At 66.4% G+C, this 24,393-nt stretch carries 21 protein-coding genes and 1 tRNA gene; 21 read left to right on the plus strand and 1 reads right to left on the minus strand.

The annotated features are described in order from the left end of the window. Positions 1-118: 118 nt before the first annotated feature. The 20 genes from ACS5PK_RS05610 (at position 119) to ACS5PK_RS05705 (ending at position 21,577) form a co-directional block, all read left to right on the plus strand. The gene (locus tag ACS5PK_RS05610) at positions 119-2,317 is read left to right on the plus strand and encodes a TonB-dependent receptor plug domain-containing protein (RefSeq protein ID WP_439439278.1); all 2,199 of its coding nucleotides are present in this window, start codon (positions 119-121) and stop codon (positions 2,315-2,317) included. Between the two features lie 37 nt (positions 2,318-2,354). Continuing rightward, on the plus strand, positions 2,355-3,440 hold the full coding sequence (locus ACS5PK_RS05615) for a patatin-like phospholipase family protein (RefSeq protein ID WP_439439279.1): 1,086 nt from the start codon (positions 2,355-2,357) through the stop codon (positions 3,438-3,440). A 126-nt stretch (positions 3,441-3,566) separates the two neighbouring features. Continuing rightward, positions 3,567-4,082 carry a glycine zipper 2TM domain-containing protein gene (locus tag ACS5PK_RS05620; RefSeq protein WP_439439280.1) on the plus strand — a complete coding sequence of 172 codons (516 nt, stop codon included), beginning with the start codon at positions 3,567-3,569 and terminating at the stop codon, positions 4,080-4,082. Between the two features lie 279 nt (positions 4,083-4,361). Beyond that, complete coding sequence (thrS, locus tag ACS5PK_RS05625) at positions 4,362-6,269, plus strand: threonine--tRNA ligase (RefSeq protein WP_439439281.1); 1,908 nt, start codon at positions 4,362-4,364, stop codon at positions 6,267-6,269. A 71-nt stretch (positions 6,270-6,340) separates the two neighbouring features. Continuing rightward, positions 6,341-6,886 (plus strand): translation initiation factor IF-3, encoded by a 546-nt coding sequence (infC, locus tag ACS5PK_RS05630; protein ID WP_269630523.1) that lies wholly within the window; start codon positions 6,341-6,343, stop codon positions 6,884-6,886. Positions 6,887-7,213: 327 nt separating this feature from the next. After that, positions 7,214-7,417, plus strand: a complete 204-nt coding sequence (gene rpmI / locus ACS5PK_RS05635; RefSeq protein ID WP_183104755.1) for a 50S ribosomal protein L35 — start codon at positions 7,214-7,216, stop codon at positions 7,415-7,417. A 24-nt stretch (positions 7,418-7,441) separates the two neighbouring features. Continuing rightward, a complete protein-coding gene (rplT, locus tag ACS5PK_RS05640) occupies positions 7,442-7,798 on the plus strand; it encodes a 50S ribosomal protein L20 (RefSeq protein ID WP_058934277.1) in 357 nt (118 codons plus the stop codon). 130 nt (positions 7,799-7,928) lie between these two features. Continuing rightward, on the plus strand, positions 7,929-8,972 hold the full coding sequence (gene pheS, locus ACS5PK_RS05645) for a phenylalanine--tRNA ligase subunit alpha (protein WP_439439282.1): 1,044 nt from the start codon (positions 7,929-7,931) through the stop codon (positions 8,970-8,972). A 67-nt stretch (positions 8,973-9,039) separates the two neighbouring features. After that, positions 9,040-11,475, plus strand: coding sequence for a phenylalanine--tRNA ligase subunit beta (gene pheT, locus ACS5PK_RS05650; protein WP_439439283.1), 2,436 nt, complete (start codon positions 9,040-9,042; stop codon positions 11,473-11,475). A 14-nt stretch (positions 11,476-11,489) separates the two neighbouring features. Beyond that, entirely contained in the window at positions 11,490-11,858 is a 369-nt protein-coding gene (locus tag ACS5PK_RS05655; protein WP_439439284.1) for an integration host factor subunit alpha, read from the plus strand. A 34-nt stretch (positions 11,859-11,892) separates the two neighbouring features. Continuing rightward, entirely contained in the window at positions 11,893-12,369 is a 477-nt protein-coding gene (locus ACS5PK_RS05660; RefSeq protein ID WP_439439285.1) for a MerR family transcriptional regulator, read from the plus strand. A 29-nt stretch (positions 12,370-12,398) separates the two neighbouring features. Further along, positions 12,399-12,475: transfer RNA gene (locus ACS5PK_RS05665), tRNA-Pro, on the plus strand. A 693-nt stretch (positions 12,476-13,168) separates the two neighbouring features. Beyond that, positions 13,169-14,281, plus strand: coding sequence for a DUF5694 domain-containing protein (locus ACS5PK_RS05670; protein ID WP_439439286.1), 1,113 nt, complete (start codon positions 13,169-13,171; stop codon positions 14,279-14,281). A gap of 64 nt (positions 14,282-14,345) precedes the next feature. Next, positions 14,346-14,750: a 50S ribosome-binding protein YggL gene (locus ACS5PK_RS05675; RefSeq protein WP_439439287.1), complete on the plus strand. Its 405-nt coding sequence runs from the start codon at positions 14,346-14,348 to the stop codon at positions 14,748-14,750. Positions 14,751-14,916: 166 nt separating this feature from the next. Further along, positions 14,917-15,348 carry a c-type cytochrome gene (locus ACS5PK_RS05680; RefSeq protein ID WP_183104760.1) on the plus strand — a complete coding sequence of 144 codons (432 nt, stop codon included), beginning with the start codon at positions 14,917-14,919 and terminating at the stop codon, positions 15,346-15,348. Between the two features lie 15 nt (positions 15,349-15,363). Further along, entirely contained in the window at positions 15,364-16,815 is a 1,452-nt protein-coding gene (locus tag ACS5PK_RS05685; protein WP_439439288.1) for a cbb3-type cytochrome c oxidase subunit I, read from the plus strand. Positions 16,816-16,851: 36 nt separating this feature from the next. Beyond that, positions 16,852-17,667 (plus strand): CbbQ/NirQ/NorQ/GpvN family protein, encoded by an 816-nt coding sequence (locus tag ACS5PK_RS05690; RefSeq protein WP_439439289.1) that lies wholly within the window; start codon positions 16,852-16,854, stop codon positions 17,665-17,667. A 31-nt stretch (positions 17,668-17,698) separates the two neighbouring features. Then, the gene (locus ACS5PK_RS05695; protein ID WP_439439290.1) at positions 17,699-18,799 is read left to right on the plus strand and encodes a 4Fe-4S binding protein; all 1,101 of its coding nucleotides are present in this window, start codon (positions 17,699-17,701) and stop codon (positions 18,797-18,799) included. Next, positions 18,799-20,658: a nitric oxide reductase activation protein NorD gene (locus ACS5PK_RS05700; protein ID WP_439439291.1), complete on the plus strand. Its 1,860-nt coding sequence runs from the start codon at positions 18,799-18,801 to the stop codon at positions 20,656-20,658. The genes ACS5PK_RS05695 and ACS5PK_RS05700 overlap by 1 nt, the downstream gene beginning before the upstream one ends. 220 nt (positions 20,659-20,878) lie before the next feature. Further along, on the plus strand, positions 20,879-21,577 hold the full coding sequence (locus ACS5PK_RS05705) for a Crp/Fnr family transcriptional regulator (protein WP_439439292.1): 699 nt from the start codon (positions 20,879-20,881) through the stop codon (positions 21,575-21,577). Here ACS5PK_RS05705 and cobA read toward each other — a convergent pair. Beyond that, positions 21,562-22,395, minus strand: coding sequence for a uroporphyrinogen-III C-methyltransferase (cobA, locus tag ACS5PK_RS05710; protein ID WP_439439293.1), 834 nt, complete (start codon positions 22,393-22,395; stop codon positions 21,562-21,564). The genes ACS5PK_RS05705 and cobA overlap by 16 nt on opposite strands. Before the next feature lie 211 nt (positions 22,396-22,606). Between cobA and ACS5PK_RS05715 the strand changes: the two genes are divergently transcribed. Continuing rightward, a complete protein-coding gene (locus ACS5PK_RS05715; RefSeq protein ID WP_439439294.1) occupies positions 22,607-24,340 on the plus strand; it encodes a cytochrome D1 domain-containing protein in 1,734 nt (577 codons plus the stop codon). The last annotated feature ends 53 nt before the right edge of the window (positions 24,341-24,393 follow it).

The raw sequence follows: 24,393 nt of genomic DNA on the forward strand, positions 1-24,393 counted from the left end.
CGGCACAGACCAGTGACGCCGCTGAAACCGCCGCTGGTCGCAGCGGGGCTGACAGTGTGCGCTGGCGCCGCTATCGTGCGCCCCAGTCCGACGAACAGGACGCCGTCCAGGAGTATCCGTGCGCCTTCACCCTATTGCCGCTGCTGCGGCGCTTGCTCTAACCTCCCTGAGCGCCCTGCCGGCAATGGCCCAGGAAATGCCGCAAGGGGCAGATCCCCAGGCACGCCCTCAGCAAGGCAACAAGCTGGAGCGGGTCGAGATCACCGCCCGCCCGCAAAGCGACACCGAGCTGCGCCGCCGCGCCCCTGTGGCCAAGCAGATCTACGGCCGCGAGGAGATGGACAAGTACGGCGACAGCAACCTCGCCGACGTGCTCAAGCGCCTGCCTGGCGTGGACATGCAGGGCGGCGGGCCCCGTATGCGCGGCCTGGGCGCGGGCTACACCCTCATCCTGATCAACGGCGATCCGGCGCCTCCCGGCTTCGACTTCACCCAGTTGAACCCAGCCCAGGTCGAGCGCATCGAGGTCACCAAGGGCCCTACGGCGGACCAGAGCGCGCAGGCGGTGGCCGGCGCCATCAACATCATCCTGAAGGAAGCCCCCAAGGTCACGCAGAAAGACCTGCGCGTGGGCTTTGGCTACAACGCCGTGCGCCCCACGCCTGGCGCCAATTTCACCTATGGCTCGCGCCAGGGCGGCTTTGCCTACTCGCTGCCGGTGTCCTTGTTCGAGTGGCGTGGCCAGAACGATGCCCGCAATGCGCGCCACATGCCAGGCGCTGACGGCCTCAGCGCGGACTCGCTGCAGGACAACGAGCAGGCCTTCTGGGGTCATGGCTTCAACACCGCCCCGCGCATCAACTGGAAGATCTCCGACGAGGAGAACGCCAGCCTCCAGGCCTTCATCCAGAAGGGCTTCTGGAACAACCGCCAGACCTTTGTCACCGAATCGGCCACGCCCAATGCGGTGCTGGACGACGACGCGCTCAACAAGGGCACGTGGCACAACATCCGCCTGAACTCTCAGTGGTCGCGCCGCTTCAATGACACCCAGAAGCTGGAGCTCAAGCTCGGTGCCGGCGATTCCGGCGGCACCTTCCGAAGCCAGACCTACCGCGATCACGCCGAGCGCCGCCTCACCACGGGCTCCAACGAAGATCGCAGCGTGACCCAGGCCGGCAAGTTCGGCCAGCTGATCGGTGATGCCCACAGCCTGACCCTGGGCTGGGACCTTGAATGGCGCCGCCGCGACGAGGAACGCACCGTCGCCGAGCTGGGCCGTCCGCAGCTGCCCGACTTTGACGGCCAGCCCTTCGGCGCGCGCATCCAGCGCCAGGCCTTTTTTGTGCAGGACGAGTGGGAGCTGTCCCCGCAATGGTCCACCTACCTGGGCCTGCGCAATGAACGCATCGTCACCGAGAGCCGTGGCCTGGACAGCACCATCCGCAACACCAGCTCGGTGCTGACGCCCCTGTGGCACCTCAACTACAAGCTCGACCCCAAGGGTCGCGACCTGATCCGCGCCAGCCTGACGCGCAGTTACAAGGCGCCCGAACTCAATGCCATGCTGGCGCGGCCCGGCATCAGCAGCCTGTTCCCGGATGTCAGCAAGCCCAACAGCGAGCTCTCTCCCGACCGCTTGGGCAACCCCCTGCTCAAGCCGGAACTGGCCACGGGTCTGGATCTGGCCTATGAGAAGTACTTCACCGGTGGCGGCATGCTCAGCATTGGCGTCTTCCATCGCGAGGTGAAGGACCTGATCCGCAACGTGGTCTCGCTGCAGACCGTGAGCTGGGCCGGCGTGCCGCGCTGGATCTCTCAGCCGGTCAACATCTCCAAGGCCCAGAGCAGCGGCCTGGAGCTGGAGCTCAAGGGCCGCGCAGGCGAGCTCTTCCCCGCGCTGTTTGACGCCAAGCTGCCCCTGAACCTGCGCAGCGCGCTGAACATCTACCGCTCCAGGGTCGAGGCCGTGGAAGGGCCCAACAACCGTCTGGAAGGCCAGCAACCCTGGTCTGCCAACCTGGGCTTTGACTACCGCTTCACCAGCCTGCCGCTCAGCACCGGCGCCAGCCTGGCCTACACCCCCGGCTATGCCACGCGGCAGACGGCCAGCCAGGGCGTGGCGCAATCGCGCAGCCGCTCGCTGGACGTGTTCGCGCAATGGTCCTTCAGCCGCACGACCGCTCTGCGCATTGCGGCCAACAACTTCGTGCCGGTGGACACCTGGAACAGCACCACGCTTAGCAGTGGCTACGGCAGTCGCAGCGATCGTCAAGGCCGCACCAACTTCAACGTCGGCCTGGAAATGAAGCTCTGATCCGCTCGGGCTTTCGTCAGCGGTTCTAATCGCGCCCATGACGAAAGCATTGCAGATCTTCGCGGGCCCTCGGGCCCGCGTCCGTTTGGCGCAGCAGGGGCTGCGGCCTCAGGACGTCCAGGTCATCCCTGCAGCGGCTGGCGGGCCCAAGGGGCTGATCCTCAATCCGCTGGACCAGTACATCTTTGGCGACTGGCTGTCCGGCAGTCGGCAGGAAGTTCACCTGCTGGGTGCGTCGATCGGCGCCTGGCGCATGAGCACGGCCTGTCTGGCGCATCGCCCTGCTGACGCGGTCCCCGAGTTCCAGCGCCTGGCCGAGGAATACATCCACCAGCAGTACGAGAGCGAGCCGGGCAAGTCGCCCACGGCGGCAATTGTGTCGCGGGGCTTTGGTCGGAAGCTGGATGAGGTCTTTGGCGGCCGGGAGGCTCAGGTGCTGAGCCATCCCCGCTGGCGTCTGCACCTCTTCACCTCCCGCGGGCATGGCCTGCTGGCGCGCGAGCACCGCTGGCGCACGCCAATGGGCTATGCCGCGGCCTTTGCCGCTAATGCCCTGTCACGGCGGGCCATGGGCCGCTGGTTGGAGCGCGTGGTGTTCTCGGACCTGCGCTCACCCCTGCCCATGGACCTGCGGGACTACCGCAGCCGCCAGGTGGGGCTGAACGCGCGCAATCTGCAGACGGCGCTGCTGGCGAGCTGCTCCATTCCCTTCTGGCTGCAGGCCGTGCATGACATCGCCGGCGCGCCGGCCGGCGCCTACTGGGATGGCGGCATCACCGACTACCACCTGCACCTCAATTACGCCGCCATGGTGGGGGAGGGGGTTGTGCTCTATCCGCATTTCCAGCGCGCGGTCGTGCCGGGCTGGCTGGACAAGGGCCTCAAGCACCGTCACCGTGCCACCGCCTTCCTGGACAACGTGGTGCTGCTGGCCCCGCACCCGGACTGGGTGCGCACCCTGCCCAACGCCAAGCTGCCCGATCGGGCCGACTTCCAGCGCTATGGCGATGATGTGGCCGCCCGCGCCGCCGCCTGGCGCCGTGCCATCGACGAAAGCCAGCGCCTCAGGGATGAGTTTGCGGAGGCCTGCAGGCAGGACTCGATCCAGGCCTTGCCCCTGTGAGCGTGTAACAAGTTGCCGCGGCATCAACCAAAAACAGGCCTCGCGCGTTGGGGGGCTGTCCTGACTTCCCTGTGGGTACTGCCCATGTCTTCCTCCAATCCTCGCTCCTGGACTTTGGCTGCCGCCTTGTCGGTCCTGTCCCTGCTGACACTGGCGGGCTGCGCCCATGAGCGCCGCCGCGACTGGGACGATGGCCAGGTCCATGGCGACGGCCGGGCCTATGACGGCGGCCGCTATGAGGACAGGCGCTACGAGGACCGTCGCTACACCCCGCCGCCCGGCCGCTACGGCAGCGATCGCGTGCTGTACGGCACCGTGGCTCGCATCGAGGCCCACGGCCGCGGCGGTGATCGCGGTAGTTCCGGCGCGGGCGCCGTGGCGGGCGGTGTCATTGGCGGGGTGATCGGGCACGAGATGGGCAATCGCCACGACCGGGGCGTCACGACCGCCATCGGCGCCGTCGTGGGGGCCGTGATCGGCAACGAGATTGAGCGCGACGGCAACCGTGGTGGTGGATCCCGCTACCGCGTCTGGGTGCGGCTGGAGCGCGGGGGCGAGCAGGCCTTCGATTTCGAACGTCTGGACGGCCTGCGCAGCGGTGACCGTGTGCGCATTGTTGATGGACGGCTGCAGCGCTACTGAGCAGCCGTCGCGGGCTCCGGGCATCTTGGGGCTACAATCAAGCCCTCTTTGACGAACAAGGGCTGAGAAAGGCGAGATGGTTATGACACCGCGAACTACGACCTCCACCGGAGCATAGTCGGCCGCGGCACGTCTCGTCTTTGGGCATCACCCCATCACCCCGATCCGGTGATGCCTCCCGAACAAAGCGCGGCACCAGGCCGCGCTTTTTCATTTCCGGGCTCCGTTCAAGCTGCCATGACGCACGAACACCGGAGCCCTTGCGATTCGGAGCACCCCATGATTTCCATCCAACTGCCTGACGGTTCCAAGCGCGAGTTCCCGCAGGCCGTCACCGTGGCCGAAGTGGCCGCCTCCATCGGCGCTGGCCTGGCCAAGGCCGCGCTGGCCGGCAAGGTCGACGGCAAGCTGGTTGATACCAGCCACCTGATCGAGTCCGACGCCCAACTGGCCATCGTCACCGACAAGGACGCCGACGGCCTTGAAATCATCCGCCACTCCACGGCCCACCTGCTGGCCTACGCGGTCAAGGAACTCTTCCCCGAGGCCCAGGTCACCATCGGCCCGGTCATCGAGAACGGCTTTTACTACGACTTCAGCTACAAGCGACCCTTCACGCCGGACGACCTGGTCGCCATCGAGTCCAAGATGGCCGAGCTGGCGAAGAAGGACGAGAAGGTGGTGCGCTCGGTGTTGCCGCGCGACGAGGCCGTGGCCTACTTCAAGGGCCTCGGCGAGGCCTACAAGGCCGAGATCATCGAGTCCATCCCGCAGGGCGAGGACGTGTCCCTCTACGCGGAGGGCGCCTTCACTGACCTTTGCCGCGGCCCCCACGTGCCCTCCACGGGCAAGCTCAAGCACTTCAAGCTGATGAAGGTGGCGGGCGCCTACTGGCGCGGCGATCACCGCAATGAGCAGCTGCAGCGCATCTACGGCACGGCCTGGGCGTCCAAGGACGATCTGCAGAAGTACCTCACCCTGCTGGAGGAGGCCGAGAAACGCGACCACCGCCGCCTGGGCAAGGACCTGGACCTCTTCCACATTGACGAGCATGCCCCCGGCGTGGTGTTCTGGCACCCCAAGGGCTGGACGGTCTGGCAGGAGGTGGAGCAGTACATGCGCCGCGTCTACCGCGAGAACGGCTACCTGGAGGTCAAGGGTCCGCAAATCATCGACAAGACGCTGTGGGAGAAGACCGGCCACTGGGACAAGTACCGAGAGAACATGTTCACGACGGAGTCGGAGAAGCGTGACTACGCGCTCAAGCCGATGAACTGCCCCGGTCACATCCTGATCTTCAAGCAGGGCATCAAGAGCTACCGCGACCTGCCGCTGCGTTTCGGCGAGTTCGGCCAGTGTCACCGCAACGAGCCCACCGGCGGTCTGCACGGCATCATGCGCGTGCGCGGCTTCACACAGGACGACGGCCACATCTTCTGCACGGAAGACATGATCCAGGCCGAGGTCACGGCATTCACGACCCTGCTGCAGAAGGTCTACAAGGACTTCGGCTTCACCGAGATCCTCTACAAGCTGTCCACGCGCCCCGAGCAGCGCATCGGCACCGAAGAGAGCTGGGACAAGGCTGAGGCTGCCCTGGCCGAGGGCCTGCGCGCCTCGGGCTGCGAATTCGAGTACCTGCCGGGCGAGGGCGCCTTCTACGGCCCCAAGATCGAGTACACACTCAAGGACGCGCTGGGCCGCCAGTGGCAGTGCGGCACCATCCAGGTTGATCCCAACATGCCGGAGCGCCTTGACGCCGAGTTCGTGGCCGAGGATGGCAGCCGCCAGCGCCCCGTCATGCTGCACCGTGCCATCGTGGGCAGTCTGGAGCGTTTCATCGGCATCCTGATCGAGCAGCATGCCGGCGCGCTGCCCGTTTGGCTGGCTCCGACCCAGGTCGTGGTGGCCAATATCACGGATGCCCAGGCCGATTACGTGGCTGAAATCGTGAAATCGCTGCAAAAACAAGGGCTTAGGGTCGCCGCGGATTTGCGCAACGAAAAGATCACGTATAAAATCCGCGAGCATTCCTTGCAGAAGGTTCCATACATTCTTGTCGTCGGTGACAAGGAGAAGGCAAATGGAGCCGTTGCGGTGCGCGCCCGTGGCAACCAGGACCTGGGTGTGATGTCGCTAGCCAGCTTCACTGAGAGGCTGGCGGCGGACATCACCAACAAGGCCTGAGTGGTTGGAGTTGGGCGCGCTTTTGCTTATTGCCGGGCCCCTTGCCTTGGGCTCATTGAAAGGGTGGCACCATCGCTACTTTTGCTGACCGTCGTGCGATTCCCGAGCGTAAGCATCGGCTGAACCGCGAAATCCTTGCTCCCGAGGTCCGTCTGAACGGCCCGGAGAACGAACCCATCGGTGTCGTGAGCATCCAGGAAGCCCTGCGCATGGCGGGCGATATGGATGTGGATCTCGTCGAGATCTCCGCCACTGCCAATCCGCCGGTTTGCCGGCTGATGGACTATGGCAAGTTCAAGTACCTGGAGCAGAAGCGCGCGGCCGAGGCCAAGGCCAAGCAGAAGGTCATCGAGGTCAAGGAAGTCAAGTTCCGCCCGGGTACGGACGAAGGCGACTACCAGATCAAGATGCGCAATCTCCGCCGCTTCATCGCCGAGGATGGTGACAAGGGCAAGGTGACGCTGCGTTACCGTGGTCGCGAAATCACCCACCAGGACATCGGCATGCGCCTGCTTGAGCGTATCCGTGACGAGCTGGCGGATGTGGCGGTCGTCGAGCACATGCCCAAGTTGGAAGGGCGGCAGATGATCATGGTTTTGGCCCCCAAGAAGCGCTGATGTTTGCCCCCGGGCCCGCGAGTACGCGGGCCCACCCCCCGAGGGGGTGCAATCAAAACCGGGCCTTGGCCCGGTTTTGATTGCAAGAGGCCGTCCTTGGGGCGGCCCGGCGGACGGCCCGAAAGGCTGCGCTGTCGAAGGTTTCAGTCGCCCTTTGGGCGACAACGTGGTCGGCTGTATGCCGATGGACGTAGCAAAGGGCCTGCTTGCAGGCCCATGGTTCAGGCCCGTCGATCTGGTCGTCGGCGGGCTTATTAGTCTCCCTGAGGCTGGCAAGTGTTGCGAGGCCCGCAACCGCCCCAGGGGACGCATTTAAAAGGAGCAGTCATGCCCAAAATGAAGACCAAGAGCGGCGCCAAGAAGCGTTTCCGCGTCCGTCCGGGTGGTACCGTCAAGCGCGGTCAGGCCTACAAGCGCCACATCCTGACCAAGAAGACCACGAAGAACAAGCGCCAGCTCCGCGGTGCCGTGAACGTGCATGAAACCAACATGGGTCACATCGCTGCGATGCTGCCCTATGCCGGTCTGTAATCCCGCGATTTAAGGAGATACAACATGCCTCGCGTCAAACGTGGTGTTACCGCACGTGCTCGTCACAAGAAGGTCCTGGCTCTGGCCAAGGGCTTCCGTGGTCGTCGTAAGAATGTCTTCCGCATCGCCAAGCAGGCGGTGATGAAGGCAGGCCAGTACGCCTACCGTGACCGCCGTGCCAAGAAGCGCGTGTTCCGCCAGCTGTGGATTGCCCGTATCAACGCGGCAAGCCGTGGCCTGGGTCTGAGCTACAGCAAGTTCGTGGCTGGCCTGAAGAAGGCCCAGATCGACATCGACCGCAAGGTCCTGGCTGATCTCGCCGTCAACGATCCGGCTGGTTTTGCCAGCATCTTCGCCAAGGTGAAGGCCGCTCTCGCCTAAATGTCCCGGTGCGGTGCAAGCCGCATCAGGGCGGCCCCGGTGTCCAGCCGGGGTGCGCACCCCTTGAAGGCCGACACCCTGGTGTTCGGCCTTTTCTTATTGCTTTACTGCTTACGAGTCCGCCGCTGCGATGAACGATCTCGCCCAATTGCTGCAAAGCGCCCAGGCTGAATTTGCCCAGGCCTCCACCCCTGCCGACCTGGAGAACGCCAAGGCGCGATTTCTGGGCAAGTCCGGCCAGGTGACCGAGCTGATGAAGGGCCTGGCCGCACTGCCGGTCGAGGAGAAGAAGACCCGCGGTGCCGAGATCAACCAGCTCAAGCAGGGCATCGAGGCGGCCCTGAATGCCCGCCGCCAGGCCCTGGCCGATGCCGAGCTGGAGAAGCAGCTCAAGGCCGAGGCCCTCGATGTGAGCCTGCCCGGCCGTCAGCGCGGTACCGGTGGCCTGCACCCCATCACGCGTGCCATGGAGCGCATCGAGGCCATCTTCGGCTCCATGGGCTTCGACGTGGCCGATGGCCCCGAGATCGAGACGGACTGGTTCAGCTTCTCCTCGCTGAACAACCCCGAGAACCATCCTGCCCGTTCCATGCAGGACACCTTCTACGTGGACATGAAGGACGAAGGCGGCCGCTGGTTCAACCTGCGCCCCCACACCAGTCCCATGCAGATCCGCTACGCGCAGGCCCACGCCAAGCGCTATGCCGGCCAGGAGGCGATGCCCGAGATCCGCGTCATCGCCCCGGGCCGCACCTACCGCGTGGACAGCGACGCCACGCACTCGCCCATGTTCCACCAGGTCGAAGGCCTGTGGGTGGGTGAGAACATCAGCTTCAAGGACCTGAAGTCGGTCTACCTGAACTTCATCACGGCCTTCTTCGAGACCGACGCCCTGCAGCTGCGCTTCCGCCCCAGCTACTTCCCCTTCACCGAGCCCAGCGCCGAGATCGACATCATGTTCGAGACCGGCCCGCTCAAGGGCCGCTGGCTGGAGGTCTCGGGCGCCGGCCAGGTGCACCCGCAGGTGATCCGCAATATGGGCCTGGACCCGGAGCGCTACATCGGCTTCGCCTTCGGCTCCGGCATCGACCGTCTGGCCATGCTGCGCTACGGCGTCAATGACCTGCGCCTGTTCTTCGAGGGCGACCTGCGCTTCCTGAGCCAGTTCAAGTAAGCCCCGCGGCCCGATCACACGCATCGCGCATCGCAAGAACACCACCGAACACGCTGACGAGAATCCCATGCAATTCCCTGAGTCCTGGCTGCGGGCCTTCTGCAATCCGCCCCTGAACACCCAAGAGCTGGCTTCGCTGCTGACCATGTCCGGCATGGAAGTCGAGGAGCTGAGCCCGGCCGCGCCGCCCTTCAGCGGCATCGTCGTCGCCGAGATCCTGGAAGCCGAGCAGCACCCTAACGCCGACAAACTGCGGGTCTGCAAGGTCAATGCCGGTCCGTCCTTCAACAACGGCGAGCCGCTGCAGATCGTCTGCGGCGCGCCCAATGCACGTGCCGGCATCAAGGTGCCCCTGGCCACCGTGGGCGCCGAGCTGCCACCTGGCGAGGATGGCAAGCCCTTCCTGATCAAGGTGGGCAAGCTGCGCGGCGTCGAGAGTTTCGGCATGCTGTGCTCGGCCCGTGAGCTCAAGCTCAGCGAGGACCACGGCGGCCTGCTGGAGTTGCCGCTGGATGCGCCCGTCGGCCAGAACATCCGTGAGTTCCTGAACCTGGACGACACGCTCTTCACGCTGAAGCTCACGCCCAATCTGGGCCACGGCCTCTCTGTGCTGGGCGTGGCCCGCGAGGTGGCCGCGCTGACCGGCTCGCCGCTGACACTGCCGGCCATCTCGCCCGTGAAGCCGGTGGTCGACCAGACCGTGCCCGTGCGCGTGGAGGCCCCGGACCTCTGCGGCCGCTTCGCCGGCCGTGTGGTCCGCAATGTCAATCACAAGGCGCAGACGCCTGCCTGGATGGTGCAGCGCCTGGCGCGCTGCGGCCAGCGCTCGGTGTCTGCCCTGGTGGACATCTCCAACTACGTCATGTTCGAGCTGGGCCGCCCCTCGCACATCTTCGACCTGGACAAGATCGACAGCGAGCTGGTGGTGCGCTGGGCCAAGGCCGGCGAACAGCTGAAGCTGCTGAACGGCAATACCGTTGAGCTGGACGAGAAGGTGGGCGTGATCGCCGACGCGAGCCAAGTCGAGTCCCTGGCTGGCATCATGGGTGGCGACCACACGGCGGTCTCTGACGACACCCGCAACGTCTATATCGAGGCGGCCTTCTGGTGGCCTGAAGCCGTCATGGGCCGCGCCCGCCGCTACAACTTCAGCACCGACGCCGGCCACCGCTTCGAGCGCGGCGTGGACCCGGAAAGCATCGCTGAGCACATTGAGCGCATCACCCAGTTGGTGCTGGAGATCTGCGGCGGCGAAGCCGGTCCGCTGGTGGACCAGCGCGTCAACATGCCCGCGCCCAAGCCCGTGGCCCTGCGCGTGGCACGTGCCGCCAAGGTGATCGGCATGCCGGTCACGCAAGACGAATGCGCGGGCGTGTTCCGTCGCCTGGGCCTGCCGTTCGTGGAGGGTGATGGCACGCTGACCGTCACGCCACCGAGCTGGCGCTTCGACATCAGCCTGGAAGAGGATCTGATCGAGGAAGTCATCCGTGTGCTGGGCTACGGCAAGCTGCCGTCCACGCCGCCGCTGGCGCCGGTGGTGGCCAAGACCCGCTCGGAATCGCGCCGTGGCGTGCATGCCCTGCGTCATGCAGTGGCTGCCCGCGACTACTTCGAGACCATCAACTTCAGCTTCGTCGAGGAGCGCTGGGAGCGCGAGCTGGCCGGCGAGGAGAACCCCATCCGCCTGCTGAACCCCATCACCAGCCAGCTCTCGGTGATGCGCACCAGCCTGATGGGCAGCCTGCTCAATGTGCTGCGGCACAACCTGGCCCGCAAGGCCAGCCGCGTGCGGGTGTTTGAGATCGGCCGGGTCTTCCTGCGCGACGCCTCGGTGCAGACCGGCGCCTCCAGCGTGGCCGGCATCGCCCAGCCCATGCGCCTGGGCGGCCTGGCCTTTGGCCCGGCAGACCAGCAGCAATGGAGCCAGCGTGACCGCGCTGTCGATTTCTTCGACGTCAAGGGTGATCTGGAAGCACTGTTCGCGCCGCGCCCGCTGCGTTTCGTGGCAGCCCCGCATCCGGCACTGCATCCCGGCCGCAGTGCCCGTGTGGAGCTGGACGGCCAGCCCATCGGCGTGATCGGCGAGCTGCATCCCAAGTGGCGCCAGGCCTACGAATTGCCCCAGGGTGCCGGCGCACCGGTGCTGTTCGAACTGGAACTGGATGCCGTGCTGGCCCGCACGCTGCCCGTGGGGCAGGGCGTGCCGCGCCAGCAGGCCGTGCTGCGTGACATCGCGGTGATCGTCTCGGATACCGTCACACACGAATCCTTGATGCAAACCATCGGCACGGCCGGGGATGCCCTGGTACGCTCGGCGCGTCTGTTTGACATCTTCAAGCCGGCCCAGCCCAGCGGCGAGCTGAAAGAAGGCGAGCGCAGCATGGCGATCCGTCTTGAGTTGCTGGACGAAGAAGCCACGCTGACGGACGAACGCATCGAACAGGCCGTGGCCACGGTGCTGTCGGCCCTGGGTGAAAAGCTGGGCGCGCGCTTGCGCGCCTGAGGAGGAGCTTTCGCATGAGCACGGACGAGATGAAACCAGCCGGCGGCCCGCTGCTGCTGCCCAGCCTGGAGACGCCCACGCTGACCAAGGCCGAGCTGGCCGAACTGTTGTTCGACAAACTGGGCCTCAACAAGCGCGAGTCCAAGGACATGGTCGAAGCCTTCTTCGACATCATCCACGACAGCCTGGTGCAAGGGCGTGAGGTGAAGCTCTCGGGCTTCGGCAACTTCAACATCCGTCGCAAGGCGCCGCGCCCCGGGCGCAACCCCCGCACGGGCGAGTCCATCCCCATCAAGGCACGTAATGTCGTGACCTTCCATGCGAGCCACAAACTCAAGGGGGTGGTGCAGGGGGATGTTCCCGGCGACGAGGACTTCGAGTAGAGTCTGACCTCCCCACCTGAAGCCCTTGATTTCAATGGACAAAGCGCTTCCCGCCATTCCCGCCAAACGCTACTTCACCATCGGTGAGGTCAGCGAGCTGTGCGGCGTGAAGCCCTATGTGCTGCGCTACTGGGAGCAGGAGTTCACGCAGCTCAAGCCCATGAAGCGGCGCGGCAACCGGCGCTATTACCAGCACCACGAGGTGCTGCTGATCCGCCGCATCCGCGATCTGCTTTATGACCAGGGCTTCACCATCAGCGGGGCCCGCAACCAACTGGCCGATGGCTTGGCGCGTCCCGAGACGGCTGCCAGCTTCCATGACGAGGCCGTGGCCGCCGAAGCGCTTGCGCAGGAGCTGCATGCCATCGAGGCTTCGCACGTGCAGGCCATGGCCATGGCTGCTGACAAGCACGAGTCCGCTCGCCTGAGCGTCAGCGTGGAAAAACTGAGCCTGGAACAGGTGCGCGAAGAATTATTGGCAATTCGCTCAACACTACTTGCACAGCTCTAAAAAATCGTTCTATAATCTTGTTTCTTCGTCGGGGTGTAGCGCAGCCTGGTAGCGCACTTGCATGGGGTGCAAGGGGTCGCGAGTTCGAATCCCGCCACCCCGACCAAAGATAAGCACGAGCCCGGTACTGAAAGGTACCGGGCTTTTTGCTGTCTGCACCTCTATTTGCGTCTGGCACCTAATGCGCGGCACCTAATGCGCGGTACCTACAAATGCGCGGTACCTAGAGCGCGGTACCTAGCGCGGCCCCCAAATCTTGGCATCCATGGACGCGGCATCTTGCGCTGGGTACTCCTCGCGCCGCCTCAGTGCACTCAGTGCCTGTGTGAGGGCTGCGGGCCTGCGCATTGCAGCCTGATGACCCGGGGCCGCTGCGGTTCATCCACGCCCCGCCTTGCGCTTGCGAGGCCCCCAGCCCGGAGATCAGGCAAGACCTGACCCTGCTTGGAGGCGTCCGTCCGCTGAGGTCCACCGGGTGATACCGCTCCCATGATTTCCGCCTTGCGGCTCGCGACGCTCATGCGCCATGGGCGACCGCTGAGTCACCGCCTGCTGCAGTTCATCTCAAGCGCCTGTGTTGGATCGGGCCGGCTCAGCCACCATGACGACACAGCAGCGACCCGCGTGCGCCGGGCTGATCCGCTCAGCCCTGGCTTCTGATGTCCTGATGCCTCGCCGACCTGGTGCGGCGGGCACATGGCCACGGTGCAGGCCAGGCTGCTGAGCCTTCCTCAGTGGCCACTGCCGGACTGTCGCAGGGCTGCCGAGGCCGTCGAGATGTCATTGCGAGGGAGCGGTCGTGACGCCCAAGAGAATTCGAATCCTTTCCCTGCTTGCCACCCTGCTGTGGCTTGGTGGCGCGCAGTTCGCCCACGCGCAGCAGAGCGGTAAGCCGTACCAGCCGGCTTTCCAGCCCAGCCTGCTCAAGGGGCCGCCCGCGGGCGCCGCCAACGAGGTGCTGGTGCTGGGAACGCCTCATCTGGGTGAGATGGAGGGTGTGCTGAGCCAGGACGCGCTGCAGCCCCTTCTGCAGCGGCTGCAGCGTTGGCAGCCCCAGCTCATCGCCGTCGAGCGTCTCTCGGGCCTCCAGTGTGATGCGTTGCGCCGGCAACCGGCACGCTATGCCGACACCGTGAAGTCCTACTGCCCGGAGGTGGCGGCTGCGGCCGCGTCCACCGGCTTGGACGTGATCCAGGCCAATCTGGAGGCCGAGCGCCTGCTTGGCAACTGGCCTGGGCAGCCCGCGGCGGCCCAGCGCCGGCACTTGGCGGCCGTGCTGCTGGCAGCGGGTGAACCGGTGTCAGCGCTCGTGCAGTGGCTGTATCTGCCCTTGGCCGAGCGCCGGGCGGGCGAGGGGCTTGACGAAGCCCTGGTCGCTCGCCTGGAGCGCCTGCGCACGCGGATCAGCGAGGACAGCTGGATCGCCGCTCCGCTGGCCGTCGGACTGGGCCTGCAGCGCGTCTACAGCGTGGATGACCACACGGCAGACCAGCCCGACCCCGCGGACCCGAAGGCCCAGGAGGCTGCGATCCGCAAGGCCTGGGACAACGAGGCCAGTCGACAGAGGGCGGCTCAGGACAAGGCCCTGCGAGCCGGTTTGAAGGAGCCTGGTGGGCTGCTGAAGCTCTACCGGGCCTGCAACGCGCCGGATGCGCCGGCCCTGGCCTACCGTTCGGACTTTGGTGCCGCCCTGGCGGAGCCCTCGCCGCAAGGCTACGGGCGCAACTACCTTGGCTACTGGGAGACCCGCAATCTGCGCATGGTGGCCCATGTGCGCGAGGTGCTGGGCCTGCATCCGGGCTCGCGCATGCTTACCGTCGTGGGGGCTTCGCACAAAGGCTACTACGAGGCCTATCTCCAGCAGATGCACGATGTGCGTCTGGTGGATCCGATGGCCTTGCTCAAGGACTGAAGAGGCGAAGGTGGCCGCGGTGGGGCAGAACGGCGCAGGCCCCTGGGTCCGTACAATGCCGGGCATGACTCAACACACCGTTCCTTCGCTGTCCAAGCGCCGCCTGTCCCGCCTGAACCGCCGCCAGCGCAAGAAGCTGCGCGTCGGCGAGTTCCAGGAGCTGGGCTTCTGGGTGGAGCTGAAGTTCAAGTCTGCCCTGGACGATGCGGCCCTGGATGCCTTCTGCGGCGCCGTCTATCCCGCCCTGGCTGCTCAAGGCTTGCAGATCGGCGGCCTGGGCGGCTGGCTGCCCCTGGCCGAGACCGATGGCTTCGTCGGCACGCTGGGCCGAGGCTCGGTGAGCGAAGCGCAGCGCGCCGCTGCTGCGGCCTGGCTCAAGGCCTATCCGGCCGTCGCGCAGGTGCGCATCAGCGCCTGGGTCGATGCCTGGTACCCCCGCGAAGAAGAGTTGCAGATGCAGGACGTCTGAGGTCTGCCACCCCGCATGAACCGCCTTCGGGCGGTTTTTTCTTTGTCAATAGCTATATCTTTCTTATATCTTTCGGAATTGCCGGCTTCTTGAACCGGTTCAAGGATTCTTGCCCTCCCGCCCCCTAGTCTTGCGCCCATCTGTTTGATCCACGCAAGGAGGCCCCATGAGTCAGGGCAGCGGTTTCACCAAGCAGATGGCACGAAACATGTTCTGGGGCGGTTCTGTATTTTTTGCCCTGCTGTTCGCGGCCATCGTGTTCCACACGGAGCAGCGCATCCCGCAGCGCTCCAACGCGCAGGCCATCACGCCCGCGGTGGTCGCAGGCAAGAAGATCTGGGAGACGCGCAACTGCATCGGTTGCCACACCCTCCTGGGCGAGGGTGCCTATTTCGCGCCTGAGCTGGGCAATGTCTACAAGCGCCGTGGCGGCGAGTTCATCAAGGCCTGGATGAAGGCCCAGCCCACGCACGCGGAAGGGCGCCGCCAGATGCCGCAATTCAACCTGGACGAGCAGCAGCTCAATGATCTGGTCGAGTTCCTCAAGTGGACCGGCGAGATCAACACCGAGCAGTGGCCCCCCAACATCGAAGGCTGAGGAGGCGCACCCATCATGACCGCACTCAAGTACAAATCCCAGGCAGTGGCGAAGTACTACTTCATCGCCGCCCTGGCCCTCTTCACTGGCCAGATCCTCTTCGGGCTGGGTCTGGGCCTGCAGTACCTCGTCGGGGATTTTCTCTTCCCCTACATTCCCTTCAACCAGGCACGGATGGTCCACACCAATCTGCTGATCGTGTGGCTGCTGTTCGGCTTCATGGGGGCGGCCTACTACATGGTGCCGGAGGAGTCCGAGACCGAGCTGCACAGCCCCAAGCTGGCGCTGGCCCTGTTCTGGATCTTCCTCGTCGCCGGGGCGCTCACCATCGTGGGCTACCTGGCCGTGCCTTACGCCAAGCTGGCCGAGCTGACGGGCAATGACCTGCTGCAGACCATGGGGCGCGAGTTCCTGGAGCAGCCGCTGCCCACCAAGCTGGGCATCGTGGTCGTGGCCCTGGGCTTCCTCTACAACATCAGCATGACCGTGCTGAAGGGCCGCAAGACGGCCATCTCCCTGGTCCTGCTGATGGGCCTGTGGGGCCTGGCGCTGATGTTCCTGTTCAGCTTCGTCAATCCGCACAACCTGGTGCGGGACAAGATGTACTGGTGGTTCGTGGTTCACCTCTGGGTGGAAGGCGTCTGGGAGCTGATCCTGGGCTCGCTGCTGGCCTATGTGCTGATCAAGACCACCGGCGTGGACCGCGAGGTGATCGACAAGTGGCTGTACGTGATCATCGCCTTCGCGCTGATGACGGGCATCCTGGGCACCGGCCACCACTTCTACTTCATCGGCCTGCCCGGCTACTGGACCTGGATCGGCAGCATCTTCTCGGCGCTGGAACCCATCCCCTTCTTCATGATGACGGTCTTCGCCTTCAACATGGTGCAGCGCCGCCGCCGCGAGCATCCGAACCAGGCAGCCGTGCTGTGGGCCGTGGGCACCTCGGTGATGGGCTTCCTGGGGGCGGGCCTCTGGGGATTCATCCACACGCTGTCGCCGGTCAACTACTACACCCACGGCACCCAGGTCACCGCGGCCCACGGCCACCTGGCCTTCTACGGTGCCTACGTGCTGGTGGTGATCACGCTGATCAGCTACGCCATGCCCATCCTGCGCGGTCGCATCGCCAACAGCCAACGTGCGCAGAACATGGAGATGTGGAGCTTCTGGATCATGACCGTCTCCATGGGCGTGATGGTGCTGGCCTTGACCGGCGCCGGCATCCTGCAGGTCTGGCTGCAACGCATGCCCACCGAAGGCGCGATGAGCTTCATGGCCACCCAGGACCAGCTGCGCTTCTTCTACTGGGTGCGACTGGCCGGCGGCGTGGGCTTCCTGCTGGGCTTGCTGGCCTATCTGTCGAGCTTCTTCATCGGCGGTGAGCCGCTGACGCAGGCCGACGCCGACGCCCGCGGCGGTGGCTTGCTGCGTGCCCAGCCCTCGCAGCGCGTGCGCGATCTGTGACCGACCTGTGATGGACCTGTGAACGAGGAGGACCCGGTGGACAGACTCCAGGCAAGCGCCGCCCAGCTGGGGCAGGGTGAACTGCCTTTCTATGCGGAGCAGGGAGAGGAATGCCGGGTCTTCGCGCATGCGCATGCTCAGCGCCTGCCCCTGCTCATCAAGGGGCCCACGGGCTGCGGCAAGACGCGCTTCGTCGAGCACATGGCGGCCCGCCTGGGCCGCCCCCTCATCACGGTCAGCTGCCATGACGACCTCACGGCGGCCGACCTGGTGGGCCGCTTCCTGATCCAGGACGGTGCCACCGTCTGGAGCGACGGGCCGCTGACGCGGGCCGTGCGCCAGGGCGCCGTCTGCTACCTCGACGAGGTGGTGGAGGCGCGCCGCGACACCACGGTGGTGCTGCACCCGCTGGCGGATGACCGCCGCATGCTGCCCATCGAGCGCACCGGCGAGCAGATCGCCGCGGCGCCCGGCTTCATGCTGGTCATCTCCTACAACCCCGGCTACCAGAACCTGCTCAAAAGCCTGAAGCCCAGCACGCGCCAGCGTTTCGTGGCGCTGCAGATGGGCTATCCGGCGCCCGAGGTGGAGCAGCGCATCGTGCAGACCGAATCAGCCTGTGACGAGCGGCTGTCCCAGCAGCTGGTGCGCCTGGCCTCGGCGCTGCGCCGACTGGGCGAGCATGACCTGGAAGAGACCGTCAGCACCCGGCTGCTGGTCGCCGCAGCCCGCCTGGCCGTGGCCGGCCTGCCGCTGCGCCTGGCGGTGCAGACGGCCATCGTGGATGCGCTGACCGACGAGGCCGACACCGCAGCCGCACTGGCCGAGGTCGTGGAGGCCGTCCTGGTGTGACTGGGTTGACATGGAGCAGCCTCCCTCTGCCATGCTGAAGCCCGCCAGGGGCAGCGGCCGCTCGGCGCCTTCCCAGCGCCTGCGCCGCGGCCTGCAGCTGGGCTTCTTCCTGCTGTTCGTCTCGGCGCCGCTGCTGGACCTGCTGCGCTTTGACCTTCACGAGACGCAGCTGTGGCTCTTCGGCCAGCCCTGGCATCTGGGGCTGGACGCCGTCCAGCATGGCCGGGCCAGCGGCGCTGACGCCGCGCTGAACCTGCTGCTGAAGGCCTTGCTGCCCATCGTAGGCGTGGTCGGCAGCTTCCTCTTCGTGGCCTGGCGCTACGGCCGGCTCTACTGCGGCTGGCTGTGTCCGCATTTCTCCATCGTGGAGCTGCTCAACGGGCTGCTGCACCGCGCCATCGGCAAGCTCTCGCTGTGGGACCGCCTGCCCGTGAAGCGAGCCGGGCGTAGCCCGGACGGCCGCTGGTGGCCGGTGTTCGGCCTGGCCTGCGTGCTGATGGGCTTTGTGTGGGCCATCACCCTGGCCAGCTACCTGCTGCCGCCCCGGGAGCTGTGGAGCGGCCTGTGGAACGGCACGCTGACGCCCAACCAGGTGCGCTTCATCGGCATCGGCACCCTGGTGTTCAGCGCCGAGTTCGCCTTTGCCCGCCATCTTTTCTGCCGCTTCGGCTGTGCCGTGGGCCTGTTCCAGAGTCTCATGTGGATGGCCAATCCGCGCGGCATGGTGGTGGCCTTCAAGCGGGAGCAGGCCCGGGACTGCAAGTCCTGCGACATCGCCCCCGGCCTGTCCGGCTCAGCCTGCGACGCCGCCTGCCCCATGCGCCTGAACCCGCGCAACATCAAGCGCATGATGTTCTCCTGCGTGCAGTGCGGCCAGTGCCTGGATGCCTGCGAAAGCTCGCAGGGCCGGCGTGAGAAGGCACCGCTCCTGAAATGGCAGGTCGGCCTGGAGGCCGTGCGCGAGACTTTGCGCCAAAAGAGGTTGGAGGCCCTGCAGCAGGCAGCACCCGGTGACATGCCGCCCGGGCGCGAGACCGCCAGCTCCGCCACCAACGCCGGCACCAGCTCCGGCACCAACTCCGCCACCAACTCCGCCACCAACGGCACACGCCCCGACCGGGAGGCCGCCTGATGGAAGAGTGGGTAGGCAAGACCTGGCACCGCTGGGTGACGCGTGCCGCCGAGCAGGGCCATCCCGAGGCCGCCGCGGAGCTGGCACAGGTGCAGCGCGCACTGGGCCTGCTGTTCCGCGCCGGCGGCGGCTCGCATGCCCTGCGCCTGGCAGAAGCCCAGGCCCTGCGCCATGGCGGACCGCGCGGTTGGCTGCAGCGCCTGGCCGGCAGTGAGCAGCGTGCTGCCCAGGCCCAGCTGGGGCCCGAGGTGCTGGCGCTGCCGGCCCGCCTGGACGTGTTCGCCGATCCCGCCCTGAACCGCGGCCTCTACCTTTGGCTGGCGGCGCTGTCGTCCTGCTGGGAGGCTGGCGGTGTCGACGAGGCCGGGCAGGGCGGCTGGCTGGCCGCCAATGTGCGCGCCACGGCCCTGGCGCTGGAGCGCTTCCCGGGCCTGGCCGAGCTTCATGAGCGCCTGCTGGATGCCCACCTGCGCCAGCGGCCCGACCCGGACACCATGGGCGCCGACGCAGCTGCCGAGCGCCTGCTGCGCCAGGCCCTGCAGGCCCGCGGCCGCCTGGACGCGCTGCCTGCGGCCGCGCAATCGCTGGAGCCCGAGGCCCTGGCCGCCGTGTGGCTGTGGCTGCAGCCGGCCCCGGCGACGGCGGCCATGCCGGTTCGCAAGGATGCACCGCCGCCCACCAGCGGCAGCAAGGCCGCCCAGGACCGCCAGCGCCGCAGCGCCCGGCGCAATGAGGACAGCAGCAGCAGGCAGGGCCTGATCCTGATGTTCCGGGCCGAGTCTGTGCTGTCCTGGTCTGAGTTCGTCAAGGTCAACCGCGCGGGCGATGACGACCCGGACAGCGACGCCGCGGCCGTCGCCAACGATATGCGGCAGCTCGACGTGGCCGAGGGCGGCGAGACCCTGGCCTCGCGGGTGCGCTTCGACCTGGACCTGCCCAGCGCCGCTGCGGACGACGCCCCCGTCGGTCTGCCCGAGCGCCTGCCCGAGTGGGACTGGAAGGCGCGGCAGCTGCGCGAGGACTACTGCGGCCTGCAGCGCTTCGTCGCCGCCCGGCCTGAGCCCTGGCTGCCGCCACCAGCCCTGCGTCTGCTGGGCCAGCGCATGCGGCGCCGCCTGGAAGTGCTGCGCGCGGCACCCCGATGGCAGAAGGGCCTGCCCCAGGGGGACGAGCTGGACCTGGACGCCTGGGTGCGCTACGCCAGCGAGACGCGTTTGCAGGGCGACCGGCGCGCGGCGGAGTCACCACCCGTCTTCCAGCAGGCGCAGCGGCAGGACCGCAGCCTGGCTTGCCTGCTGATGGCCGATCTGAGCCTTTCCACCGATGCCTGCGTGCAGGGCGAGACGCGGGTGATCGACGTGATCCGCGATGCGCTCTACGTTTTCGGCGAGGCTCTGGCCGGCCTGGGCGATCCCTTCGAGATGCTGGGCTTCTCCTCGGTCAAGCGCCAGCAGGTGCGCATCCAGCAGCTCAAGGGCTTTGAGGAACGCTGGGGGGCGGTGCCCCGCCACCGCGTGGGCGCCATCAAGCCGGGCTTCTACACCCGCATGGGCGCGGCCCTGCGCCATGCCACCGAGCGCCTGGCCGAGCGACCCGAGCGCCAGCGCCTGCTGCTGCTGCTGACCGACGGCAAGCCCAATGATCTGGATCATTACGAGGGCCGCTGGGGCCTGGAGGACACGCGTCAGGCCGTGCTGGCTGCGCGCGAGGCGGGGCTGAGCCCGATGTGCATCAGCATCGACGAGGGCCCGGCCGACTACCTGCCCTATCTCTTCGGCCAGCAGGGCTTCGTGCACCTGCGGCGGCCGCAGGAGCTCGTCAGCAGCCTGCCTCGGCTGTATGCGCGGCTGGCGGCCTGAGTGCTGTCTGCCTGAGTGCTCAGCGATCTCGGCGAGGTGGCCAGCAGGGTGCCGCCTCAAACGCGGTACGTCCGAGGAACTAGGGCACCACAACAGCCCCATCGTTCGGAAGAACTAGCCGCCGGTCGTACTTGATCCGCCTCAAATCGGCGGGGAGTGCGCTCCACAGAATCGCGTCCGTCAGACCTGCAAAGGTCGCCAGCCATTCCGGGAGCCCCCCATGCCAGCCACCTTCGATCTCCCCCGCTACCTGTCCGTCCTGCCGCTGTTCGGCGACATGCAGCCCCAGGAGCTGCAGGCCCTGGCCCAGCAGGGCTGCCAGCTGCATCGCATGGGTCGCGGGGAGACTGTGTTCCGCGTGGGCCAGTCCTGCGATGCCTTCCATGTGGTGGTGACGGGGCAGGTCAAGCTGTATGCGTTGTCGCCCAGCGGAGCCGAGAAGGTGATTGAGCTCGTGGGCCCAGGCAACAGCTTCGGTGAGGCCCTCATGTTCACCGACCGTCCGCACATCGTGAATGCGCAGACGCTGTCGGAATGCCTGCTGCTGTCCATCAGCAAGGCGGCGGTGATGGAGGAGATTGCCCGCGACCCGCGCTTTGCGCTGCGCATGCTGGCCGGTGTCTCGCGCCGCCTGCACGGCCTGATCCGCGATGTGGAGTCCTACTGCCTGCACAGTGGCATCCAGCGCGTGATCGGCTTCCTGCTCAGCGAGCAGGACGACGACGACTATGGGGATGGAGAAACGCTCACCGTGTCGCTCCCCGTGAGCAAGGCCACCATCGCTTCGCGGCTCTCGCTGACGCCGGAGTACTTCTCGCGGGTGCTGCACGAACTGGAGGCGGAAGGCTTGATCCAGATCGATCGCCGCGACATCCGCATCCTCAACACCCGCGGCCTGGCTTCCTACCCCTTGCAGTGAGTGGCCTTCATCGCGGGTGCCAGCTGCTCATGCAGCGCGGCCACCTCGCCGATGATCAGCAGGGCCGGTGGCTTCACCCCATGCAGCCGGGCCAGCATGGGCAGGGTCTGCAGGCTGCCACGCAGGCAGCGCTGCTGCGGGGTGCTGGCCTTCTCCACCAGCGCGGCCGGCGTGTCCGGCGACAGGCCGTGGCCGATCAGCTGCTCGCTGATGATGGCCAGGCTGCCCAGGCCCATGTAGATCACCACGGTCTGGCGCGGCCGGGCCAGCATGTCCCAGTCCAGGTCCACGGACCGCGGCTCGCCGTCCACGGCCTCGCGCAGATGCCCGGTGGCGAAGACCAGGGAGCAGGCGTGGTCGCGATGGGTCAGCGGGATGCCCGCCAGCGCGCCCGCGGCCTGCGCAGCGCTGATGCCGGGAATCGTCTCGAAGGGAATGCCGGCGGCAGCCAGGGCCTGTGCCTCCTCGCCGCCACGGCCGAAGATGTAGGGATCGCCGCCTTTGAGCCGCAGCACCGCGCGGCCACTGCGGGCCAGGCGGATCATCAGCTCGATGATGCCTTCCTGGGTCAGCGTGTGGTGGCCGGCTTCCTTGCCGACATAGATCAAGTCCGCGTCATCGCGGATCAGCTTCAGCACGTCCTTGGACACCAGGTGGTCGTAGAGCACCAGCGTGGCCTGGCCAAGGGCGCGAGCAGCCTTGACCGTCAGCAGATCGGGGTCACCAGGGCCTGCGCCGACCAGCGTGACCGGCGCGGGCTGTTCCGCGCGGGCGCTGGTGTGGGTCGAGAAGTACAGCGGCTCGTCGAGTCGGCTCATGAGGCTCTCCTTGGATGAGCCCATTGTGAAAAGGGGCTCTTGTGGCGTCCTTGAACCAGTTCAAGGACGCCAGGGGCGGCCGGCGGGACGATGGCTTCGCTCGAACCAGGCACACGCAGCCCCTGTCGAGCCCAGCAAAGTCTGGACGATGTGCTGCCTCTGGGGCGCCGCCCAAGTGTTTGTTGGGCCCCGTCCCTGTCGGAGTGGAGTGATGAAGACACCGCAAAGTCCCCGGTTCGCCGTGATCAGCGTGGCCGCCCTGGCCCTGCTGGCCAGCCTGCATGCTCAGGCACAGGATGCCAAGAAGAGCGTGACCCCCGCGGAGGTGAACTACCAGGCAGGCGCCTCGCCCCTGGCCAGTGAGCCCATGTACCAGAGCAGCAATCCCAAGGCGCCGGCGATGACGCAGGCGGAGTTCGAGCAGGGTCGCAAGATCTACTTCGAACGCTGCGCCGGCTGCCACGGCGTGCTGCGCAAGGGCGCCACCGGCAAGCCGCTGACGCCGGACATCACGCTGGCCAAGGGCACCGACTACCTGAAGATCTTCATCGCCTACGGCTCGGCCGCCGGCATGCCCAACTGGCTGACCTCGGGCGAGATGAACGACAAGGAAGTCGATCTGATGGCCCGCTACATCCAGCAGGACCCGCCCATGCCGCCGGAGTTCGGCATGGAGCAGATGAAGGGCACCTGGAAGGTCCTCATCGACCCGTCGAAGCGCCCGACGAAGAAGATGAACAGCTACAACATCGACAACATCTTCTCGACCACGCTGCGTGACAGCGGCGAGGTCGCGCTGATCGACGGCGATACCAAGAAGATCATCAACATCGTCAAGACCGGCTACGCGGTGCACATCTCCCGCACCTCGGCGTCCGGCCGCTATCTCTACGTGATCGGTCGTGACGCCAAGGTCAACATGATCGACCTGTGGATGGAGAAGCCCGACAACGTGGCCGAGATCCGCGTGGGCCTGGAAGCCCGTTCGGTGGACACCTCCAAGTACAAGGGCTACGAGGACAAGCTCGCCATCGCCGGCAGCTACTGGCCGCCGCAGTACGTGATCATGAAGGGCGACACGCTGGAGCCGCTGAAGATCGTCGCCACCCGCGGCATGACGGTGGACAAGCAGGAGTACCACCCCGAGCCGCGCGTGGCCTCCATCGTGGCCTCGCACTTCAAGCCCGAGTTCGTGGTGAACGTCAAGGAGACCGGCAAGACGCTGATGGTCGACTACTCCGACCTGAACGCCCTCAAGACCACCGAGATCGGCACTGCCCGCTTCCTGCATGACGGCGGCTGGGACTCCAGCAAGCGCTACTTCATGGTGGCCGCCAACCAGAGCAACAAGATTGCCGCGGTGGACGCCAAGGAAGGCAAGCTGGCCGCGCTGGTCGACGTGGACAAGATCCCTCACCCGGGCCGCGGCGCCAACTTCGTGCACCCGAAGTTCGGTCCGGTCTGGTCCACGGGCCACCTGGGCTCCGAGGCCATCTCCCTGATCGCCACCGATCCCAAGGGTCACAAGCAGTACGCCTTCAAGCAAGTGGCCGTGCTCAAGGGGCAGGGCGGCGGTTCGCTGTTCCTGAAGAGCCACCCCAAGAGCCAGCACCTGTACGTGGATACGCCGCTCAACCCGGATCCCAAGCTGTCGCAGTCGGTCGCCGTGTTCGACATCAAGAACCTGGACAAGGGCTACACCGTGCTGCCCATCGCCGAGTGGGCCGACATCAAGGACGGTGGCGCCCAGCGCGTCGTGCAGCCCGAGTTCAACAAGGCCGGTGACGAGGTGTGGTTCGCCGTCTGGTCCGCCAAGGACAAACAGTCCGCGCTGGTGGTCGTCGACGACAAGACGCTGAAGCTCAAGGCCGTCATCAAGGACCCGCGCCTGATCACGCCGACCGGCCACTTCAACGTCTACAACACCCAGCACGACGTGTACTGAGTGAAGCAGGCAAGACCTGACCCCAGCCGTCGAGCGAGGGCTGGGGCGGTCTT

Source organism: Roseateles sp. DB2 (assembly GCF_051857535.1).
In the GTDB taxonomy this organism is placed as follows: domain Bacteria; phylum Pseudomonadota; class Gammaproteobacteria; order Burkholderiales; family Burkholderiaceae_C; genus Roseateles_B.